This is a genomic window from Actinokineospora spheciospongiae, from assembly GCF_003182415.1.
In the GTDB taxonomy this organism is placed as follows: domain Bacteria; phylum Actinomycetota; class Actinomycetes; order Mycobacteriales; family Pseudonocardiaceae; genus Actinokineospora; species Actinokineospora spheciospongiae.
Window position 1 is genome coordinate 359,549 of the sequence record NZ_QHCP01000002.1, and the last position, 19,545, is coordinate 379,093.

Here is a 19,545-nt window from a genome sequence, read left to right on the forward strand (position 1 = left end):
TTGTCCACAGGCGAGGGTGGGTGGTTGACAGGAGGTGTGGGACGGGAGCAAAGGGCGGGGGCATGGGGTCAGGCGGTGGCCAGGGGGAGGTGGACTTCGAAGCGGCAGCCTCGGTCGTGGTTGCGGGCGGCGATTCGGCCGTGGTGGGCTTCCACCAAGCCTTTGGCTATGGCCAGGCCCAGGCCTCCGCCTGCTTCGGCGCCGGGGGTTCGGGCGGCGCTGCCTCGGAAGGCGACGTCGAAGACTCGGGGGAGTTCGGTTTCCGGGATGCCGCCGCAGCTGTCCTGCACTGACAGGAGGGCTTCCTGGCCCACTACGCCGATTTCCACTGCCACCGTTCCGTCCGGTGGGGTGTGGCGGATGGCGTTGGCGACCAGGTTTCGGACGACTCGGGCGAGTTCCGGGTCTGAGCCGAGGACCACCGGGACGGCCTCGGCGGCGGCGGAGACGCGGACGCGTTTGCGGGAGGCGACCGGTTGTTGGGTGGCGAGGGCGTCCGAGACGATTTCCTGGAGGGGGACCGCCGCCATGGTGAGGTGGAGTGCCCCGGCGGTGATGCGGGACAGTTCGAACAGGTCGTCCACCATGGACGACAGCCTGCGGGATTCGATGGATATCTGGTTCGCGTAGCCGGTGACCTCGACCGGGTCGTGGACCACGCCGTCGGCCAGGGCCTCTGCCATGGCTCGGATGCCCGCGAGGGGGGTGCGGAGGTCGTGGCTGATCCAGGCGACGAGTTCGCGGCGGGAAGCTTCCGCCGCTCTCTCGCGCTCGCGGGCTTCGCGTTCCCAGACGGTGCGGCGGGCGACGCGGCGGCCGAGGACGACGGCCACCGGGACCGTCACCACGGTGACCAGGAGGCAGACCAGCAGCAGGGTGGTGAGCGTGGTGGTGAACATGATCCCGGTGACGCCGAGGACCCCTGCGATGAGGCCCGCGACGGGGACGAGCACCAGCACGGTCACGGTGGTGGTGAGGGAGCCGTTGCGGACCAGGTGGAGCAGGACCGCGCCCACCAGCACGACCGGGAGGACCAGGGCCAGGGCGACCGGGAGGATGTGCAGGAGGTGGGCGAGGATCTGGCTGAACGGCTCGGTGGGTTCGACCATCACGGGGTCCTGTCGTAGCGGTAGCCGACGCCCCAGACCGTGGTGATGCGGGTGGGTTTGGCGGGGGTCTTCTCGATCTTCTCGCGCAACCGTCGCACGTGGACGGTGACGGTGGACTGGTCGCCGAAGTCCCAGCCCCAGACGCGTTCGAGGAGGTGTTCGCGGGTGAAGGCCTCGCCGGGGTGGGTGAGGAAGAACTCGAGGAGGTCGAACTCGCGGGTGGTGAGCGGCAGTTCCGCCCCGGCGCGGGTGGCCTTGCGCGCCACCGCGTCGAGGCGGAGGTCGCCGTCGGTGAGGGAGGGGGTGAGTGGGGCGGGGCGGGTCTGGGCGCGGCGCAGGACGGAGCCGACGCGGAGGGTGAGTTCGCGGGGGCTGAAGGGTTTGGTGACGTAGTCGTCGGCGCCGAGTTGCAGGCCCGCGATGCGGTTCTCCTCCTCGCCGAGGGCGGTGAGCATGATGACGGGGATGGCGCCGCGCTGCCGCAGCCGCCTGCACACCTCCAGGCCGTCGATGCCGGGCAGCATGAGGTCGAGGACGACGAGGTCCGGTGGGTCCTCGGCGACCCGGCGCAGGGCGTCCTCGCCGTTCTCGGCGAGGGTCACCCGGTGCCCGGCGCGTTCGAGGTAGCGGCGCACCACGTCGGCGACGGTCACGTCGTCGTCGACGACCAGCACCCGGGTCGGCAGGTCCATCGGTCCCTCACCAGTTCGTCAGGAGGATGTGGTTGACCGCGAGGGCGAGCGCCGCCTGGGCGCCGAGCCACCAGCGGTGCGTGCGGGCGGGCAGGAGCGCGCAGGCGGCCACGACCCACACCGCGAACGGCAGCCAGATCCGTTCGACCTCGGACTTCGACAGCCCGGACAGGGTGGCGGCGAGCACGGCGATCACCCCGGCGCGGGCCATGGCCACGGCGGGCGGTGGCCAGCGGGTCAGGAAGCCGGACCCGGCGGCGCGGCGCAGTCCGGCGGCGGTGGCCGGGCCGAGGACGAACACCAGGCTGGCCAGGTCGGCCCACACCCAGTACCAGTAGGGCCGGTCGTTGGCGATGCCCTGGTAGTAGCGCTCGACGACCAGGTGGTAGCCGTCGACCCACCAGAACCCGGCCAGGAGGAAGACCAGGGCGACGGCGAGGGCGCCCGGGACCGCCCAGGCCAGCGCCTTCCAGCTACGGGCCGCCAGCACCGCGGCCAGGGCGATGACGCCCATGAGCATGAGCCCGTAGGACAGGAAGACCCCGTACCCGAGGAGCACGCCGCCTGCCAGGCACGCCCACCAGCGGCTGTGCGTGGCGCCGTGGGCGAGCAGGGCGATCCCGGTGGCGGTGACCCCGGCGAACAGCGCGTCGGCGGAGACGCCCATCCACACCGCGCCGGGGAATAGCGCCACGAACGGGAGGGCGGCGCGGGCCTGCTCCTCGCTGCCGAGGGCGGCGAGGGTGGCGGGCACGGCGACGGCGACGAGGGCGCCGACCAGGACGCAGAGGACCGCGGCCCAGGCGCCGCCGCCGAGGCCGATCCGGTCGAGCCAGACGAACAGCAGGGTGATGCCCGGGGGGTGGCCCGCGACGTGGGTGATCCACGAGTCGGGTTGGAAGTCGAGGATGCGCCGGGCGAAGGTGTCCAGCATGGTCGGTATGTCGGTGATGCCGGGAACGGCGGCGAGGTACTCGTCCTGCGAGGTGAGCTGGTTGGCGATCCCGCGCGTCCACCCGTCGACCAGGGCCAGGGAGAACGTCCAGGCGACGGCGAGCAGGTACCCGGCGCCGAGGGCGGCCCGCCAGCCGAGCCGGGTGGCCAGCGCCGGCCCCCAGGTGACCGCGGCGACGGCGACGACCAGGGCGAGTGGGGTGCCGATGCCCACGTGCGGCAGCCACTGGGCGAGCACCGGCCACTCGCCGAAGGTGTCCGGGGCGCCGGGGAAGTGCTCGGTGCCGAACAGGCGCACGCCGAAGCCGAAGCCGACCGCGATGGCCGCGGCGACGAGGGCGGCCGCGCCGAGGGCGGCGAGGACGTCCGCGCGCGCGCCGGGAACGCGAGTCCGGTTCGGGGATTGCACTGCCATGTCCGGGAACCTACCGCGTGGGTCCGACGATCCGGGGACGCGCAGCGGATTCGGCTCAATCGTCAGAAGTCCGTAAGAAGGGTGAACACAATCTTGTTCTTCCCCCGCACAGCGGCTTTCGAGTGTCCGGCGGGGAGCGGTCGCCCTACCGTTGCGGCATGGATGTGCGAGAAGTGGACGTCGTGCTGCCGTGCCTGGACGAGGCCGCGGCGCTGCCCGGGGTCTTGGCGGCGCTGCCCGAGGGGTACCGCGCGATCGTGGTGGACAACGGTTCGACGGACGGTTCGCCGGAGGTCGCGGCGGCCCACGGGGCGAAGGTGGTGCACGAGCCGCGCAAGGGGTACGGCGCCGCCGTGCACACGGGCCTGGAGCACTCGACCGCGGACGTCGTGTGCTTCCTGGACGCCGACGGTTCGCTGGACCCGGGTGAGCTGCCGAAGCTGGTGGCCGCGGTGGCGCGGGGCCGGGCGCGGTTGGCGGTGGGCAAGCGGGTGCCGGTGGGCCGGGGTGCGTGGCCGTGGCACGCGCGGGCCGGGAACGCGGTCCTGGCGGCGTTGTTGCGCAGGCGCGGGCTCCCGGTCACAGACATCGCGCCCGCCCGGGCGGTGCGCAGGCAGGACCTGCTGGAACTGGGCGTCGAGGACCGCGCTTTCGGCTACCCCCTCGAGCTGCTGATCCGGGCGGCGGAGGCGCGGTGGTCGGTGTGGGAGACGGCGGTGGCCTACCGGCCGCGGACGGCGGGGACGAAGTCGAAGGTGTCCGGTTCGGTGCGCGGCACGGCCCGCGCGATCCGGGACATGGCGGGGGTGCTGCGGTGACGTGCCTGTTGGTGGTGGCGAAGGCCCCGGTCGCCGGGTTGGCGAAGACCCGGCTGTCCCCGCCCGCGACCCCGGTGGAGGCCGCTGAGATCGCCGCGGCGTCGCTGTTGGACACGTTGGACGCGGTGTTCGCCACGCGCGGGGTGGTGCCGGTGGTGGCGCTGACCGGTGACCTGTCGGCGGCGCGGCGGTCGGCGGAGCTGGCCGGGGCGTTGGCCCGGTGCACGGTGTTCGCCCAGCGCGGGGAGGGTTTCGCGGAGCGTTTGGCGACCGCGCACGCGGACGTGGCCGAGCGCTTCCCCGGTCGGCCGGTGTTCCAGGTCGGGATGGACACCCCGCAGGTCGACCCGGAGCTGCTCGGGTCAGCGGCGGCGGCGCTGGAGTCGGGCGCGGAGGGGTTGCTCGGCCGCGCGTTCGACGGGGGCTGGTGGGGGCTGGGGTTGCGCGACCCGTTGCTGGCGGGGGTGTTGCGGTCGGTGCCGATGTCGCGCGCGGACACGGCGGACCGCACGGCGGCGGCGCTGGCCGGGGTGGGGGTGCGGCTGCGCGAGCTGCCTGTGTTGTCCGATGTGGACACCATGGACGACGCGCTGCGGGTCGCCGCGGAGTGCCCGTCCGGTCGGTTCGCGCCCGCGGTCGAGGGCTTGGCGGTCAGGTGACCACGGGGATCTTCGACGCCGGGTTGCGCGGCGAGCGGTGTTGGTTGGAGACCGCGGCGGGCGGGCGGATCGCCTTGGCGGTGGACCGCTGGGCGGCACCCCCCGGTGTGGGTGACGCATCGCTGCTCGACCCGTGCGCGGGGCCGACGCTGGACGTGGGCTGCGGGCCGGGTCGGCTCACCGCCGCGCTGATGGCGCGCGGGGTGGTGGCGCTGGGGGTGGACACCTCCCCGACCGCGGTGGCCCTGACCAGGCGGCGGGGCGCGTCGGCGCTGTGCCGCGACGTCTACGACCGCCTGCCCGGTGAGGGCCGCTGGCAGCACGTGCTGCTGGCCGACGGCAACGTCGGCATCGGCGGCGACCCGGTGCGGCTGCTGGGTCGCGCCAGGGAGTTGTTGAGCGCCAGGGGTTCGGCCGTGGTCGAGGTCGACCCGCCGGGCAGCGGCATCGGCCGCGGCCGGGCCAGGCTCGCCGTCGCCGCGGGCGCGGGCCCGTGGTTCGACTGGGGTTGGCTGGCGGCGGACGCGGTGCCGGGGGCCGCGGCGGAGGCCGGGCTGGCGGTGCGGTGGGTCCGCGAGCACGTGGGCCGCTGGTTCACCGAGTTGGTGCCCCGGTGACCCGCTTCGCCTCCCCCGCGCACGACGAACGCGTCACCTCCCGCGTCGGCCGCTGGCTGGGGATCGCGTTCGCGGTTTGTTTCCTGACCGGTCTGCTCAGCCACGGAATCCAACACCCGCCGTCGTGGTTCACCTGGCCGAGTTCACCCGTGTGGCTGTACCGGGTCACACAGGGCCTGCACGTCATCAGCGGGATCGCGGCGATTCCGCTGTTGTTGGCCAAACTGTGGAGCGTCTACCCGAAGCTGTTCGAGCGCCCCCTTGTCCGTTCGGCGCTGCACGCGCTGGAGCGCGGGTCGATCCTGGTGCTGTCCGGTGCGGCGTTCTTCGAACTGATCACCGGGCTGTTCAACGTCGCCCAGAACTACCTGTGGGGCTTCTACTTCCCCACCGCGCACTACGCCGTCGCGTGGATCGCGATCGGGTCCGTCCTCGTGCACGTCGCGGTGAAGCTCCCGGTCATCCGCCGCGCCCTGGCCCCGCCGGGGGTCGACGCCGACCGCCGCCGGTTCCTGCGCACGACCTGGCTGGCCACCGGTGTCGCCGTGGTCGCCACCGCGGGCGCCACGGTGCCGCTGCTGCGCCGGGTGTCGGTCCTGGCCTGGCGTTCCACAGTGGACCTCCCGGTGAACCGCACCGCCGCCGCGGCCGCCATCGAGGTCCCCGCCGACTGGCACCTGGAAGTGGTGGACGGCGAGGACGTCCACCGCTTCACCCTGGACCAGCTCAACGCCCTCCCCCAGGCCACGGAGGAACTGCCGATCGCCTGCGTCGAGGGCTGGAGCGCCTCGGCGGTGTGGGGCGGGGTCCGCGTCGCGGAACTCCTGCGGCAGTGCGGGATCGCCCCCGGGGTCGACGTGCGCGTGTCCTCCCTGGAGAAGGGCGGCCTGTACTCCACCAGCACCCTCCCCGGCACCCACACCGGCGACCGCCGCACCCTCCTGGCACTCCGCGTCGCCGACCAACCGCTCACCCCCGACCACGGCTACCCCTGCCGGGTGATCGCCCCCACCCGCCCGGGCGTCCTGCAAACCAAGTGGGTCACCCGCCTGGAGGTCCTGTGAGAGCCGCCCTGTTCACCCTGGGCCTGGCCGCCCTCGCCTGGGGCGGCTACCTCGCCTGGGACTTCGCCCACGCCTCCTTCCGCGACGCCTGGCAGGGCGCCGCGTTCTTCATCGGCGGCCCCCTGGTCCACGACGCCGTGGTCGCCCCCGTCGTCGGCGGAGCGGCCTACCTGCTGACCCGCCTCCTCCCCCCGACCTGGCACGCGCCGGTGAAGGCGGCCGCCACGTGCACGGCGGTCCTGGCAATCCTGGCGGTGCCCCTGATCTGGCACCCGTTCGGCGTGCCGACCAACCCCGGGCTGCACGACCGCGACCACTGGGCGGGGCTGGGGATCGCGGTGGCCGCAGTGTGGGTGGCGGCGGCGGCCGCCGGGCTGGTCAACGGGTGGCGCCGTTCTGAGCAGCCCCCGAATCAATCCAAGCAGGGGGCACCGACAGAAATGGAGTCGTGAGGCGGGTTGTCCACAGGCAGCGGCGGTCCACTTGGAATTGTCGGACCGTCCTGGTTGGATTGATTCGGGGGCTGCTCTGGGCGGGGTGTGGACAAGCTGGCTTGGGCGATCGGGATTGTCGGGCTGTTGGGGTTGACTTGGGACCAAGCTGTCGGAGGGTGGAGGGGACATGGATCGGGGTGGTTGGGCGGACCGGGTGATTGTGGAGCAGGCGGGGCGAACGCGCGGGCGTGGGAAAGGCGAAGCGGAGGGGGTGGGCAACGGGTGAGTGGACTGGGTGGAGGGCGGGGAAGGCGGCGGGGCGGATGAGCTGGGGGGTTGGCAGGTGCCTGAGGGTGGGCGGAGACCCTGAAGGTGGGCAGGGTCCGAAGCGGACGGGGGCGCAGAGAGTGGGTGCGTGCGCGGTGGGCGGGTGCCGGGGTGGATCACGTGTCGCCTGAGTGTTCCGCTTGTTCGATGGGCGGGTCGGCCTGCGGATCTGGTCGGTCGCCGGGTGGGCTGGAGGTGGGGGTTGGCAAGTGCGCCGGATCGGCTGGGGTTGTGCGGCGGAGTGATCGTCCGGGATGGGTTGTGCGAATCGCCTGCTCGGGAGGTCAGGCAGCCGGGCGGGTTGGGCGGGCGTAGCAGCCGAGCTGGGCGGACTGGGTTGCCGGGCGGGGCAGGCGAACGGGCAGCCGGGCCGGGTGGACAACTGGTAGGCGGGCGGCAGCCAGGACAGGGCGGGTCGGCCCGGGCCAGACTGGGCGGGTCGAGCGGCCAAGCCAGACAGCCGGGAAGGCGGAGTAGCTGAGCTGGGACAGGTGGGCCGAGCCGGGCGGAGCGAGGCGGGCTGGCCGGGCGGACCGAGCCGGGCGGGCGAGCCGGGCGGGCGGGCCGGGTGGGATGAGCGGGTCAGGCAGCCGGAGGCGGGCGGGGCGGATGTGCGGGCGTTGGAGCGCAGCGGCAGACGGGCCGGTGGGCGGGTCCGGCGGGCGGTGGGGCGGCTGGGGAACGAGTTGGGCGGTCGGGTCGGTCAGGGTTGTTCGAATGGTTCCACGCGGTTGCGGCCCTTGCGTTTTGCCGTGTACAGGGCGGTGTCGGCGTTGGCGAACAGGCGCTCGAACGTGCCGGGGCCGTCGGCGACTCCCACGCTGACCGTGGGGTGTTGGGCCGTGCCCAGGACCGCCGTCCAGTCGTGGGTGTCGACCGCGGTGCGGATGCGGTCGGCGACCGCGTGGCCGACGGCTTCCTCCTCGGTGGCGGGGTGGGTGAGCAGGACCACGAACTCGTCGCCTGCCCACCGGGCGATCAGGTCGCCCACCCGGCACTCGGTGCGGAGGATGGCCGCGATTTCGCGCAGGGCGGCGTCCCCGGCGGCGTGGCCTGCGGCGTCGTTGACCGCTTTGAACCAGTCCACGTCGATGAGGAGGAGCCAGGGGTGGCGGGCGGCGGTGGCGGCGTGGTGGAGCATGTGGGGGGCGGCGCGTTCGAGGCCCAGGCGGTTGGCCAGGCCGGTGAGGGGGTCGCGTTCGGCGGCTTCCTGGGCGGCGGTGGCGAGGCGTTGGGCCCGGATGGCGAGGCGGCGCTGTTCCAGGGCTTGGCCCAGGCCCTCCTGCAGGGTTTCCACGGCGGTGCGGCGGGCGCCGATGTTGCGGCGCAGCGCGTCGGCCTCGCCCGCGAAGTCGCCGGAGGCGTGGCAGATGTCGGCGAGGTCTTGGGAGTAGCGCTGGACCAGGGAGGGGTCGTTGACCGATTCGGCGTCGTGGACGGCTGATCTGGCGTGGTCGGCGGCTTCGGTGAGGCGGCCCTGGGCTCGGCGGACGGTGGCGAGGACCCAGTTGCCGACGGACATGGCCCAGCGGTTGTCCTCGGGGGCCGCGGCTTGCAGGGTGCGGCGGGCGGTGTGCTCGGCCCGGTCGAGGTCGCCGACCCCGGCCAGGGACGCCCCGTGGGCCGCGGTGAGGGCCAGGTGGATGCGGCCGCCCTCGACCAGGGTGAGGCCTTCCTCCAGGAGGGCGATGGCCTCGCGGAAGGTGGCGGCGGCCTCGGCGGGGGGTTGTTCGGCGGCGCGGAAGTTGAGGGTGCCCGCCAGGTTCTGCAGGGAGTGGGCGAGGATCTCGACGTCGTCGCCGGTCCTGGCGACCTCGACGGCGACGCGGGCGACGTCGAGGGCGGCGTGGCGGTGGCCGATGCCCTCCAGCAGGTAGCCGAGCCTGCCCAGGGTGTCGGCGGCGGAGGAGCCGCGGGGGTGGTCGATGTCGATGTCGCTCCAGCCCTCGGCGACGAGTTCGAGGGCGAGCGGGATGCGGCGCAGCCGCCAGGCCGACACCGCGCGCCTGGTGAGGATGGCCGCCCTGGTCCACGGGGCCAGGTTCGGCGGGACCTTGGCCAGGAGCTGGTCGAACAGGGCGTTCGCCGCCCCGGTGCGCCCGGCGTCGATGAGCATCCGGATCTCGCGGTCGGCGCGCAACGCCTCGGTCGCCGCGAGCTCGTCGCCCGGTTCCAGCCCGTCCTGCCCCAACACCGTCCCCGACTCCACCTCGCCGAACTCAGCCGGCGAACGGCGCGGTTCGTGGTCTGCGACACAGCTCCGCGCAGGCTACAAGGCGGGCCGGTCGTGACCCGTTCGGAGTAACGCGTTCTGCCTGCTCGGACGGCGAGGGCGCGGGCGGTCAGCCCCTGGTGCCCGCGTGGGGCAGCAGGGCCATCTCCCGGGCGTTCTTGATCGCGGTGGCGACGGCTCGCTACTGCCTGGGGTGAGCCCGGTGACGCGGCGGGCGCGGATCTTGCCGCGGTCGGAGATGAAGGTGCGCAGCAACGCGGTGGTGGGCGCGCGGCCTGCCGTGGACGGCGTCGCGGATGCGGGTGGCGCCGGCGTCGCGGGGCATCCGGCGCGGTTCGCGGAAGGCGGCGGTGCGGTCCTCTTCGGACGACGGCCTGCGGGTGATCCCTTGCGCTCGACGTGCCGGGCGTTGATCTCGGACTTCTCGGCCATCAGTGGTCTTCCCGGAACTCGACGTGCCCGCGGGCGACGGGGTCGAACTTGCGCAGCACCAGCCGGTCGGGGTCGTTGCGCCGGTGGGAGTGGGAGACCTGGTTGTCGAAGTCGGGTTTCGGCCGGTGACCTGGTACATCGCCGACACGTGACCTCCTGTATGTGGGAACCGTTTTCATCAAAGCCGTCGCCGGGGTAACCTCGACCGGGTCCAGATGGAAATGATTGTCGATTGGAGTGCCGGTGCTCACGCTCGTGGCGGGATGGGACCGCGCGGCGGCCGGGGCGTTCGCCGCCCGGTTGCTGGCGCCCGGGACCGCGGTGGTGCAGTACGCGATCACCGACAGTGGAGTCGAACGCCGTTGCCGGGTGGACAACACCGACACGACCGAGCGGTTGGGGGCGGAGCACGACTGCGTTTCGTGCACGCTGCGCGCCGACCTGGCGCTGCTGACCGACGCGTTCGACCGGCTGGTGGTGCACCTCGACCCGGTCCTCGAACCCGGTCCGATCGCCCGGGAGCGCCAGGTCGACGCGGTGGTGACCGTCGTCGACGTCGACACCTGGCTGGCCGCCGCGACCGGCGACGACCTGCTGCCCGACGACGAGCGCACCGTGGCCCAGGTCGTGGTCGGGCAGGTCGAGGCCGCCGACGCGCTGGTGCTGACCGGCGCCCCGGACGCGCGCACCACCGCCGTGCTCGACCGGCTCGCCGCCGCGGTCCCCCGGGTGCCGCTGGCCGAGGCCGGGCCCGCGCTGCTGCGGGCCGTGCGCCGGGGCGACGAGGTCGACAAGGTCGACGAGGTGTTCGGCCCGCTGCTGCGCGGGCAGCCGCCGCTGCGACCGGAGTGCGGGGTCGGGCTGACGGTGTTCCGCGAGCGCAGGCCGTTCGACCAGGACCGCCTGGTCGACGCGCTCGACGTGCTGCTCGACGGCGTCGTGCGGGCGCGCGGGCGGGTGTGGGTGGCCGGGCGGCCGGACGAGGTGCTGCTGCTGGAGTCCGCCGGTGGGGGCGTGTGCGTGGGTCCCGGCGGCACCTGGCTGGCCGCCTCCGACGACTGGGACGCGGTGTCCGCCGAGCGCCGGGCCCGCGCGGCGCTGGACTGGGACCCGGTGTGGGGCGACCGCGTGCAGGAGCTGGTGATCCTCTCCCACGCCGCCGACCCCGAGGCGTTGACCGCCGCGTTCACCGCCGCACTGGTCCAGGAGGAGATCGCGTTGTGAAATCGGGAATCCACCCCGGCCACCACCCGGTGGTCTTCCAGGACCCGTCCCCAAGCGCCAGACCTCGCGCTTGAACACCAGGTCGCGCCGCCGGGTCGCGGCGTACCGGCGCGGCCACCTGTAGGCGGCCGTCGGGCGGGTGCGTCACACCTGGGTTGTCCCGTCCGGTGAGGGACGCCACTGCTCGAACGGCCGATCCAGCGACCAGGCGTTCCCGACCCGGGTCAGGACGCGCGGGTCGCAGTGGGCCGGGTTCGACAGGGACTCGAACAGGTCGATGCTCCAGGAGAACGCCCGGCGGCACAGCAGCCGGGCGGTGAGGCCGTGCGAGACAACCACCGCGGTGTCCGGGTGGTCCGGGTCGCGGGCCACCCGGTGCTCCAGTTCGGACAGGAAGCTGGCCACCCGGTCGTCGACGTCCGCGCCCGACTCGCCGTGCGGGAGCCGGTAGAAGAAGTGGCCGAACTCGTGCCGCAGCCGCTTCTGCACCTGCTGCTCGTCCGGGTCCTGCAGGTTCCCCCAGTCCTGCTCGCGCAGCCTCGGCTCCGGCACGCACCGCTGCACGGCGGGCAGGTCGAGCAGGCGGAACGTGCCGACCGTGCGCGCGTAGGGGCTGACGTAGGCGGCGACGGGTTCGTCGCCGAGCAGGGCCCGCAGGTCGGCGCCCGCCCGCGCCGCCTGCGCCTCGCCGAGCGCGGTCAGCGGCAGCGAGTGGTCGGGGGTGCGGCAGTACGCCAGCTCGTCGACGTTGCCGAGGCTCTCGCCGTGGCGCAACAGGATGATCCGCATACCGGCATCGTCACACGCCCGCGCGCGGCTGCTAAGAAGGACTCCGGTCGACAGAGGAGGACTCCAATGGGCGGCGTACCGGCAACCGTGGCGGTCATCGGGGGCGGCACGATGGGGGCGGGGATCGCGCACGTCTTCCTCGCCGCGGGCAGTTCCGTCGTGCTCGCCGAGGCCGACGCGCAGCGGGCGGCGCAGGGGGTGGCGAACGTGACCGCCTCGGTGACCAAGGCCGAGGAGCGCGGCAAGCTCCCGGAGGGGACCACCGCCGCCGACCTGCTGGCGAACCTGAGCACGGTCGAGCGGCTGGGCGACCTGCCGCCGGAGACCGCGTTGGCCGTCGAGGCCGTCCCGGAGGACCTCGCGCTCAAGCGGGCGGTGTTCACCGAGGTCGCCGCGGCCTGCCCGGACGCGGTGCTGGCGTCGAACACGTCGTCGCTGTCGATCACCCGGCTGACCGAGGGGCTCCCCGCCGAGCGGGTCATCGGGATGCACTTCTTCAACCCCGTGCCGGTGCAGGCGCTGGTGGAGTTGGTGCACCACGCGGGGCTGCCCGAGCGGGTGCGGGCGGACGTGCGCGGGTGGGCGGAGGCGCTGGGCAAGACCGTCATCGAGGTGCGCGACTCCCCCGGCTTCGCCACGTCCCGGCTGGGGGTGGCGGTCGGGCTGGAGGCGATCCGGATGCTGGAGGAGGGGGTGGCCTCGGCGGAGGACATCGACACCGGGATGCGGTTGGGGTACGCGTGGCCGATGGGGCCGCTGCGGCTCACCGACCTGGTGGGGCTCGACGTCCGGCTGTCCATCGCCGAGCACCTGGAGCGCGAGCTGGGGCCGAGGTTCGCCCCGCCGGAGCTGCTGCGGGCGAAGGTGGCGCGCGGCGAGCTGGGGCGCAAGACCGGGCAGGGCTTCTTCACGTGGTGACCGTCCGTCCCTTCCGGACCTCCGACGCCGACGACGCGTACCGGCTGCGCAGGCTGGCCTTCGGCGGACCCCGGGAGGTCGACCCGGACTGGGCGGGCACGCCGGGGTGGACCGGGTTGACCGCTGAGCTGGGCGGGCAGCGGGTCGGGTTCGCCCGGATCTGGGAGTACCGCCAGTTCTTCGGCGGTCGGGCGGTGCCGATGGGTGGCATCGCCAGTGTGGCGGTGGCCGCGCACGCGCGCGGTCGGAGGGTGGCGAGCGCGCTGCTCGACGAGTCGCTGCCGCTGATGCGGGAGGCGGGGCAGGGGATCTCGACGCTGTTCCCCTACGTCGTGCGCCCGTACCGGCAGCGCGGCTGGGAGCACGCGGGGGTGCTGGAACGGGCGACCGTTCCGCTGGCGGGCCTGGCCTCGGCACCGCGCAGCACCAGGGAGGTGCGGCCGGCCACCGCGGCCGACCTCGGTGAGGTGCACCGGGCGTACCTGCGCACGGCGAGCACGATCGACGGTCCACTCGATCGGGGGACTTCGGCGTTCACCCTGGAGGACGCCCTCGACCTGGACCTGCTCACCGTCGTCCCCGGACCGGACGGCATCACCGGCTACCTGTCCGCCGACCGCCCCGACGGCGAGAGCCTGCACGTCCACGACTTCGTCGCCGACGACGCCGACACCGCCCACGCCCTCCTGCACCAACTGGCGTCCTGGGCCGGGCACACCGAGGTGGCGACGGTGCGCGTGCTCGACAGCGCACTGTTCGACCTGCTCATCCCCGGTGCGGTGACCAGGGGCAGCCACGTGGAGACGTGGATGCTGCGGGTGGTCGACCTGCCCACCGCCCTGGCCGACCGGGGGTGGCCGCACGCCCCGGACCTGACCGTCGACCTCGACGTCACCGACCGGCACGCCCCGTGGAACGCGGGCCGCTGGCGGCTGACCGCCGCGGGCGGCACCGTCCACTGCGAACGCGGCGGCGACGGCACCGTCCGGCTGGCCGCGCGGGCGCTGGGCCCCTGGTACAGCGGCGCGTCGAGCACCGCGGAACTGCGCCGCGCCGGTCTGCTCGACGGGGACCCGGCCGCGGCGCGCGCGCTGGACCTGCTGACCGGCGCCCCCGGCGGGCCCCGGACGGCCGACGCGTTCTGAGCGCTCTCAGGCGCGTCTCAGCCCGGCAGGACACACTGGTCGCATGCGCATCCTCGTGGTCGACGACGATCGGGCCGTGCGCGAGTCCCTCCGGCGGTCGTTGCAGTTCAACGGCTACCAGGTAGACCTCGCCAGCGACGGCAGGCAGGCGCTGGACTCCGTCCTGGGCGCCGACAGCTCCCGCCCGGACGCGATGGTGCTGGACGTGATGATGCCCCGGCTGGACGGGCTGGAGGTGTGCAGGCGGCTGCGCGGCGTCGGCGACGACCTGCCGATCCTGGTGCTCACCGCGCGCGACCTGGTGTCCGACCGGGTCGCCGGGCTCGACGCGGGCGCCGACGACTACCTGCCCAAGCCGTTCGCCCTGGAGGAGCTGCTGGCCCGGCTGCGCGCGCTGCTGCGCCGGGCCACCCCGGAGCCGCAGGGCTCCCCGCAGGCCGCCCCGCTGCGCTACGCCGACCTGGAGATGGACCCCGGCACCCGGGAGGTCCGCCGCGGCGCGCGCGAGATCAGCCTGACCCGCACCGAGTTCGCCCTGCTGGAGCTGCTGCTGTCGCACCCCAGGCAGGTGCTGACCCGCGGCCGCATCCTGGAGGAGGTGTGGGGCTACGACTTCCCGACCTCCGGCAACGCGCTGGAGGTCTACGTCGGGTACCTGCGCCGCAAGACCGAGGCGGACGGCGAACCGAGGTTGCTGCACACGGTCCGCGGGGTGGGCTACGTGCTCCGCGAGACCCCGCCGTGACCGCGGTCGCCGACCAGGACGACCAGGACGACCGGTCCGACCGGTCGCAGCCCCGGGAGCGGGTGTCGCTGCGCTCCCGGATCACCCTGCTCGCCGCGCTGTGCGTGGGCGGGGCGGTGGCGCTGGTCTCCCTCGGCGCGTACTTCACCGTCTACCGGGGCCTGTACCAGCAGGTGGACGACAGCCTGAACGAGCGGGCCACGGCGCTGCTGCGCAACACCCAGGCGATCACCTCCACCCGCGCGGAGATCCCCAGGGTGTTCCTGGAGCTGACCGACATCAAGTTCGACGTGGTCGACGGCAACGGGCAGTCCGCGCTGGGCATGACCGTCGAGCACCCCAGGGTCGGCCCGGAGGAGCTGAAGGTCGCCCAGGGGTTGACGCCGATCTCGATCCGCACCGAGGCGAGCACCGACACCCGCATCCTGGCCCGGCCGTACCCGTTCCTGGACAACACCGCGCTGGTGCTCGCGCAGCCGCTGGACACCACCAAGAGCACGCTGTCGAAGCTCGCGGTGGTCCTCATCGTCATCGGCGGGTCCGGCATCATCGTCGCGGCGCTGGCGGGCACGGCGGTGGCCCGGGGTGGTCTGCTGCCCGTGCAGCGGCTCACCGCCGCCACCGAACGGGTGACCCGCACCGGTGACCTGCGCCCGATCCCGGTGTCCGGCGACGACGAGCTGTCCCGGCTCACCGACAGCTTCAACACCATGCTCGGCGCCGTCGCCGAGTCCCAGGAGCGGCAGCGCAGGCTGGTGGCGGACGCGGGCCACGAGCTGCGGACGCCGCTGACCTCGCTGCGCACCAACCTGGAGCTGATGCTGGCCTCCGAGGCGCCGGGGGCGCCCGCGCTGGCACCGCAGGACAAGGCCGACATCCAGGTGGACCTGCGCGCCCAGCTCGACGAGCTGACCCAGCTCATCGGCGACCTGGTGGAGCTGGCCCGCGAGGACGCCGCGCCGACCGTGCGCGAGCACGTGGAGCTGGTCGAGGTGGTCGACGCCGCCCTGGACCGGGCCCGGCGGCGGGCGGGCGAGGTGACCTTCGAGGTGCGGCTGGAGCCCTGGCACCTGATCGGGCACGCCGCGTCGCTGGAGCGGGCGGTGCTGAACCTGCTGGACAACGCGGTGAAGTTCAGCCCACCGGGTGGTGTGGTGCGGGTCGAGCTGCGCGACGCGGGCGACGGGTACGCGTTCGTGCAGGTCGCCGACGCCGGGCCGGGGATCAGCGACAGCGACCTGCCGCACGTGTTCGACCGGTTCTACCGCTCGGAGGAGGCCCGCACGCTGCCCGGTTCTGGGTTGGGCCTGGCGATCGTGAAGCAGGCCGCGGAGCGGCACGGCGGCTCGGTGTTCGCCAGCCGCTCGGCCGACGGCGGGGCGCTGATGGCGATGCGGCTGCCCGGCGCCGCGGGCTGAGCGTTCCTAGACTGCCGGTGTGAGGCGCACAGTCCGGAACCTGGCCGACGGCCGCGAGATCCTGTACTTCGACGACCACCCGGACGCCCCGGGCAGAACCGCCGTCGACACCCGGGACCTGCCCCGCAACGAGACCGCGTCGCAGATCCGGCGCGACCCGCTGACCGGTGAGTGGGTGGCGCTGGCCGCGCACCGGCAGACCCGCACCTACAAGCCGCCCGCCGGGCTGTGCCCGCTGTGCCCGTCGGCGCCGGGCAGGCCGACCGAGGTGCCGGAGTCGAGCTACGACGTGGTGGTGTTCGAGAACCGCTTCCCGTCGTTCTCCCAGCACGCCACCGGCCCGGTGGAGCCCGGCCTGGTGCCGGTCGGCCCGGGGCTGGGGCGGTGCGAGGTGGTGTGCTTCACCGACCGGCACACCACCTCGTTCGGGGAGCTGCCGCCGAGCCGGGTGCGCACGATCGTCGACGCGCTGGCCGACCGGACCACCGCCCTGGGGGCGTTGCCAGGGGTGCAACAGGTGTTTCCGTTCGAGAACCGGGGCGACGAGATCGGGGTGACGCTGAGCCACCCGCACGGGCAGGTCTACGGCTACCCGTTCGTCACCCCGCGCACGGCCCTCATGCTCGCCACCGCCGAGGCGTACCTCGCCGAGCACGGACGTCCTGTGATGGGGGACGTGTTGGAAATGGAGCGTTCCGCGGGTACCCGGGTGCTGTTCGAGTCCGAGCACTGGACGGCGTTCGTGCCCGCGGCGGCCAGGTGGCCGGTGGAGGTGCACGTGGTGCCGCACCGGCAGGTGCCGGACCTGCCCGCGTTGACCGAGGAGGAGCGCGACGACTTCGCCGAGCTGTACCTGCGGGTCCTGGGCAGGCTCGACGGCCTCCACGACCGCCAACTGCCCTACATCGCCGCCTGGCACCAGGCACCGGTGTCGACCGGGCGCGACCTCGCCTGGCTGCACCTGGAGGTGTTCTCCGTGCTGCGCACGGCGGACAAGCTCAAGTACCTGGCCGGTTCGGAGTCCGGCATGGCGGTGTGGATCAACGACGTCACACCGGAAGACCTCGCCGCCCGGCTGCGCGCGGCCCCCGCCCGCTACGGCCGCTGATTTTCCTCGGCGAGCGCACAGGCACGTCTCAGGTCCTTCTCAGTCGAGAGGTTCAAGGTGGTCACATGACCGAGAACAACCCCGACGCCACGACCGGACAGGGAACCGGCGACGTCAACCCGTGGTCGGCGCAGGCGGCAGCAGGGGCCGCCTCGACGTCGCAGGGGGCGTCGGAGTCGAGTGATCGGGCATCGGTCGGGGAACAGGGCCCCGACCGACAGGAGTCCGGCCCCCGCGCGACCGGGGAGCAGGGCCCCGCGACGCCGGGGGCCGGAAACTCCGCCTACTCCCCACCCGCGCAGTGGTCCCCGTGGGCCGCGGGCGGGTCGCAGCAGCACCAGCCCGCCACGGGCACCCACGGCGTGCTCTACGGCTCGGCCGCGCAGCACCCCGGCTACCCCGCCGCGCCCTACCAGCAGCAACACCAGACCGGGCAGCTCCAGACGGCGCCGCCCGAGCAGCGGCGCCGCGCGGGCGGCCTGGTCGCGGGCATGACGGTGCTCGCGCTGCTCGTCGGCGGCGGCGCCGGTGCCGCGGGCGGCTACCTGGTGGCCCAGGACAACGACACCGGCAGCCCCGCGGCGACCGCGCTGAACACCCCGCCGACCGCCCAGCAGACCGGGTCGGCCCCGGCGGGCTCGGTGGAGGCGGTGGCGGCGAAGGTGCTGCCCAGCGTCGTGCAGTTGCAGGTGCGCGGCCCGTCCTCGGCCGGTGAGGGCTCCGGGTTCGTCATCAGCGGCGACGGCCTGATCGTCACCAACAACCACGTGGTCGAGGTCGCCGCCTCCGGCGGGCAGATCGAGGCCGTGTTCCAGGACGGCCGCACCGCCAAGGCCACCATCGTCGGCCGCGACCCCACCTCCGACCTGGCGGTGGTCCGCGCCCAGGGCGTGACCGACCTGCCGGTGGCGGAGCTGGGCCGCTCCGACGACCTCAGGGTCGGCCAGCCCGTGGTGGCCATCGGCTCCCCGTTCGAGCTGGCGGGCACGGTGACCTCCGGCATCGTCAGCTCGCTGCAGCGCCCCACCAGGGCGGGCGGGGAGAACGGCAGCCAGGCCACGGTCATGGACGCCATCCAGACCGACGCGGCGATCAACCCGGGCAACTCCGGCGGCCCGCTGGTGAACATGGCCGGGCAGATCATCGGGATCAACTCGGCGATCTACAGCCCGTCGTCGAGCGCCAGCGCCCAGGGCGGTTCGGTCGGCATCGGCTTCGCCATCCCGATCAACCAGGCCCGGCGCACCGCCGACGAGATCGTCAAGACCGGCAAGGCCACCCAGACCGTCCTCGGCGTCTCGGTCCGCGACAACGCCGACGGCGGCGCGCTCGTCGCCGACGTCGTGGCGGGCGGCCCCGGCGAGAAGGCGGGCCTCAAGCAGGGCGACGTGGTCACCCAGCTCGACGACCGCCGCATCGACTCCGCCGACGCCCTGGTGGCCGCGGTCCGCTCGCACGCCCCGAACGACACCGTGAAGCTGGTCGTCGGCGCGAACAACACCGTCCCGGTGACCCTGGGCGGGCAGCCGGTGGAACTCAAGTAGACGCTGGGCCGTCGGGAGACGGCCCAGACCAACCCCGGTCCGCTGCCCCCGGACCGGCGCTCCATCCCCGGAGCAGACACGAGCCGCGAGCGCGGGACCTTCCCCTTGGTCCCCGCTCGCGGCTCTGTCACGCTCGCCCGCCGGTCAGGCGATGAGCCCGCCGCGGTAGGCGACCAGCGCGGCCTGGACCCGGTTCGCCGCCCCGATCTTGCCCAGCACGGCGGACACGTACCCCTTCACCGTGGCCTCGGACAGGTGCAGCGCCGCCCCGATCTCCGCGTTCGACATCCCCTGCCCGATCAGGCCGACGACCTCCAGCTCCCGCTCCGACAGCGACGACAGCAGCCGCCGGGCGGGCTCGGCGGCCCGCTCCCCGTCGGCCACCGCCGAGACCACCCGCGCCGCCACCTTCGGGTCCAGCACCGCGCCGCCGCGGGCCAGGTCGCGCACCGCCTTGATCAACTGGACCGGCTCGGTGTCCTTGAGCAGGAACCCCTGGGCGCCGATCCGCAGCGCCAGTTGCACGTACTCGTCCACGTCGAAGGTGGTCAGCATCGAGACCGAGGGCGGTTCCGGCAGCGCCACCAGCCCGCGCAGCGCGGCGATCCCGTCGGAGGCGCCCATCCGGATGTCGAGCAGCACCACGTGCGGCCGGTGCTGCCGGGCCAGGTCGGCGACGTGGGAGCCGTCGTCGCACTCGGCGACCACCTCGATGTCCCCGGCGCTGGACAGGATGGTCCGCAGCCCGGAGCGGACGAGGTCCTCGTCGTCCGCGATCATCACCTTGATCACAACGCCTCCCGACTGGCGTCCTCGGCCCCCGGTGGGGGGCCTCGTGGCTGGCCGACGCCGCACCCGCCCGGGTGCGCCGACCAGGTCGGACTCGGTCGGATGCTACCC

The 19,545-nt window shown here is 73.8% G+C and carries 18 protein-coding genes and 2 pseudogenes; 12 read left to right on the top strand and 8 right to left on the bottom strand.

Annotated features, from left to right (window positions below):
• Window positions 1-68: 68 nt before the first annotated feature.
• From DFQ13_RS05295 to DFQ13_RS05305, 3 genes are read right to left on the bottom strand one after another with little or no spacing between them, the layout of a single operon-like run.
• Window positions 69-1,109, bottom strand: a complete 1,041-nt coding sequence (locus DFQ13_RS05295; protein WP_035286723.1) for a sensor histidine kinase — start codon at window positions 1,107-1,109, stop codon at window positions 69-71.
• Window positions 1,109-1,801: a response regulator transcription factor gene (locus tag DFQ13_RS05300; protein ID WP_110079021.1), complete on the bottom strand. Its 693-nt coding sequence runs from the start codon at window positions 1,799-1,801 to the stop codon at window positions 1,109-1,111. Before DFQ13_RS05300 ends, DFQ13_RS05295 begins: the two co-directional genes overlap by 1 nt.
• A 7-nt stretch (window positions 1,802-1,808) precedes the next feature.
• Window positions 1,809-3,170, bottom strand: coding sequence for a hypothetical protein (locus DFQ13_RS05305; protein WP_110079022.1), 1,362 nt, complete (start codon window positions 3,168-3,170; stop codon window positions 1,809-1,811).
• Window positions 3,171-3,328: 158 nt separating this feature from the next.
• Here DFQ13_RS05305 and DFQ13_RS05310 point away from each other — a divergent pair, with 158 nt between their 5' ends.
• From DFQ13_RS05310 to DFQ13_RS05330, 5 genes are read left to right on the top strand one after another with little or no spacing between them, the layout of a single operon-like run.
• Window positions 3,329-3,988: a glycosyltransferase family 2 protein gene (locus DFQ13_RS05310; RefSeq protein WP_110079023.1), complete on the top strand. Its 660-nt coding sequence runs from the start codon at window positions 3,329-3,331 to the stop codon at window positions 3,986-3,988.
• Window positions 3,985-4,647 carry a TIGR04282 family arsenosugar biosynthesis glycosyltransferase gene (locus tag DFQ13_RS05315; RefSeq protein ID WP_035286715.1) on the top strand — a complete coding sequence of 221 codons (663 nt, stop codon included), beginning with the start codon at window positions 3,985-3,987 and terminating at the stop codon, window positions 4,645-4,647. Before DFQ13_RS05310 ends, DFQ13_RS05315 begins: the two co-directional genes overlap by 4 nt.
• Entirely contained in the window at window positions 4,644-5,264 is a 621-nt protein-coding gene (locus DFQ13_RS05320; RefSeq protein WP_110079024.1) for a class I SAM-dependent methyltransferase, read from the top strand. The genes DFQ13_RS05315 and DFQ13_RS05320 overlap by 4 nt, the downstream gene beginning before the upstream one ends.
• Complete coding sequence (locus DFQ13_RS05325; protein WP_110079025.1) at window positions 5,261-6,328, top strand: molybdopterin-dependent oxidoreductase; 1,068 nt, start codon at window positions 5,261-5,263, stop codon at window positions 6,326-6,328. Before DFQ13_RS05320 ends, DFQ13_RS05325 begins: the two co-directional genes overlap by 4 nt.
• Window positions 6,325-6,780, top strand: coding sequence for a hypothetical protein (locus DFQ13_RS05330; protein WP_110079026.1), 456 nt, complete (start codon window positions 6,325-6,327; stop codon window positions 6,778-6,780). Before DFQ13_RS05325 ends, DFQ13_RS05330 begins: the two co-directional genes overlap by 4 nt.
• A 1,012-nt stretch (window positions 6,781-7,792) precedes the next feature.
• On the opposite strand, the gene DFQ13_RS05335 is transcribed toward DFQ13_RS05330, so the two are convergent.
• From DFQ13_RS05335 to rpmG, 3 genes and pseudogenes are all read right to left on the bottom strand, one after another.
• Window positions 7,793-9,283 (bottom strand): GGDEF domain-containing protein, encoded by a 1,491-nt coding sequence (locus tag DFQ13_RS05335; RefSeq protein WP_233438270.1) that lies wholly within the window; start codon window positions 9,281-9,283, stop codon window positions 7,793-7,795.
• 148 nt (window positions 9,284-9,431) lie between these two features.
• Window positions 9,432-9,583, bottom strand: a pseudogene (rpsR, locus tag DFQ13_RS34360) (30S ribosomal protein S18); the annotation flags it as partial.
• 170 nt (window positions 9,584-9,753) lie between these two features.
• Window positions 9,754-9,852 (bottom strand): annotated as a pseudogene (gene rpmG, locus DFQ13_RS34770) (50S ribosomal protein L33); the annotation flags it as partial.
• A gap of 145 nt (window positions 9,853-9,997) precedes the next feature.
• On the opposite strand from rpmG, the gene DFQ13_RS05350 reads away from it, so the two are divergent.
• Complete coding sequence (locus DFQ13_RS05350; protein ID WP_181399855.1) at window positions 9,998-10,978, top strand: GTP-binding protein; 981 nt, start codon at window positions 9,998-10,000, stop codon at window positions 10,976-10,978.
• A 144-nt stretch (window positions 10,979-11,122) separates the two neighbouring features.
• Here DFQ13_RS05350 and DFQ13_RS05355 read toward each other — a convergent pair whose 3' ends face one another.
• Window positions 11,123-11,767, bottom strand: coding sequence for a histidine phosphatase family protein (locus tag DFQ13_RS05355; RefSeq protein WP_035286109.1), 645 nt, complete (start codon window positions 11,765-11,767; stop codon window positions 11,123-11,125).
• A gap of 66 nt (window positions 11,768-11,833) precedes the next feature.
• On the opposite strand from DFQ13_RS05355, the gene DFQ13_RS05360 reads away from it, so the two are divergent.
• From DFQ13_RS05360 to DFQ13_RS05385, 6 genes are all read left to right on the top strand, one after another.
• Complete coding sequence (locus tag DFQ13_RS05360; protein WP_110079029.1) at window positions 11,834-12,685, top strand: 3-hydroxyacyl-CoA dehydrogenase family protein; 852 nt, start codon at window positions 11,834-11,836, stop codon at window positions 12,683-12,685.
• A complete protein-coding gene (locus DFQ13_RS05365; RefSeq protein WP_110079300.1) occupies window positions 12,682-13,830 on the top strand; it encodes a GNAT family N-acetyltransferase in 1,149 nt (382 codons plus the stop codon). The genes DFQ13_RS05360 and DFQ13_RS05365 overlap by 4 nt, the downstream gene beginning before the upstream one ends.
• Before the next feature lie 43 nt (window positions 13,831-13,873).
• A complete protein-coding gene (locus DFQ13_RS05370) occupies window positions 13,874-14,575 on the top strand; it encodes a response regulator transcription factor (protein ID WP_110079030.1) in 702 nt (233 codons plus the stop codon).
• Window positions 14,572-15,993, top strand: a complete 1,422-nt coding sequence (locus DFQ13_RS05375; RefSeq protein WP_035286106.1) for a sensor histidine kinase — start codon at window positions 14,572-14,574, stop codon at window positions 15,991-15,993. The genes DFQ13_RS05370 and DFQ13_RS05375 overlap by 4 nt, the downstream gene beginning before the upstream one ends.
• Window positions 15,994-16,012: 19 nt before the next feature.
• Window positions 16,013-17,101 (top strand): galactose-1-phosphate uridylyltransferase, encoded by a 1,089-nt coding sequence (gene galT / locus DFQ13_RS05380; RefSeq protein WP_110079031.1) that lies wholly within the window; start codon window positions 16,013-16,015, stop codon window positions 17,099-17,101.
• A gap of 65 nt (window positions 17,102-17,166) precedes the next feature.
• Complete coding sequence (locus tag DFQ13_RS05385) at window positions 17,167-18,645, top strand: S1C family serine protease (RefSeq protein WP_110079032.1); 1,479 nt, start codon at window positions 17,167-17,169, stop codon at window positions 18,643-18,645.
• Window positions 18,646-18,789: 144 nt separating this feature from the next.
• On the opposite strand, the gene DFQ13_RS05390 is transcribed toward DFQ13_RS05385, so the two are convergent.
• Window positions 18,790-19,437 carry a response regulator gene (locus DFQ13_RS05390; RefSeq protein ID WP_035286103.1) on the bottom strand — a complete coding sequence of 216 codons (648 nt, stop codon included), beginning with the start codon at window positions 19,435-19,437 and terminating at the stop codon, window positions 18,790-18,792.
• Window positions 19,438-19,545 lie beyond the last annotated feature (108 nt).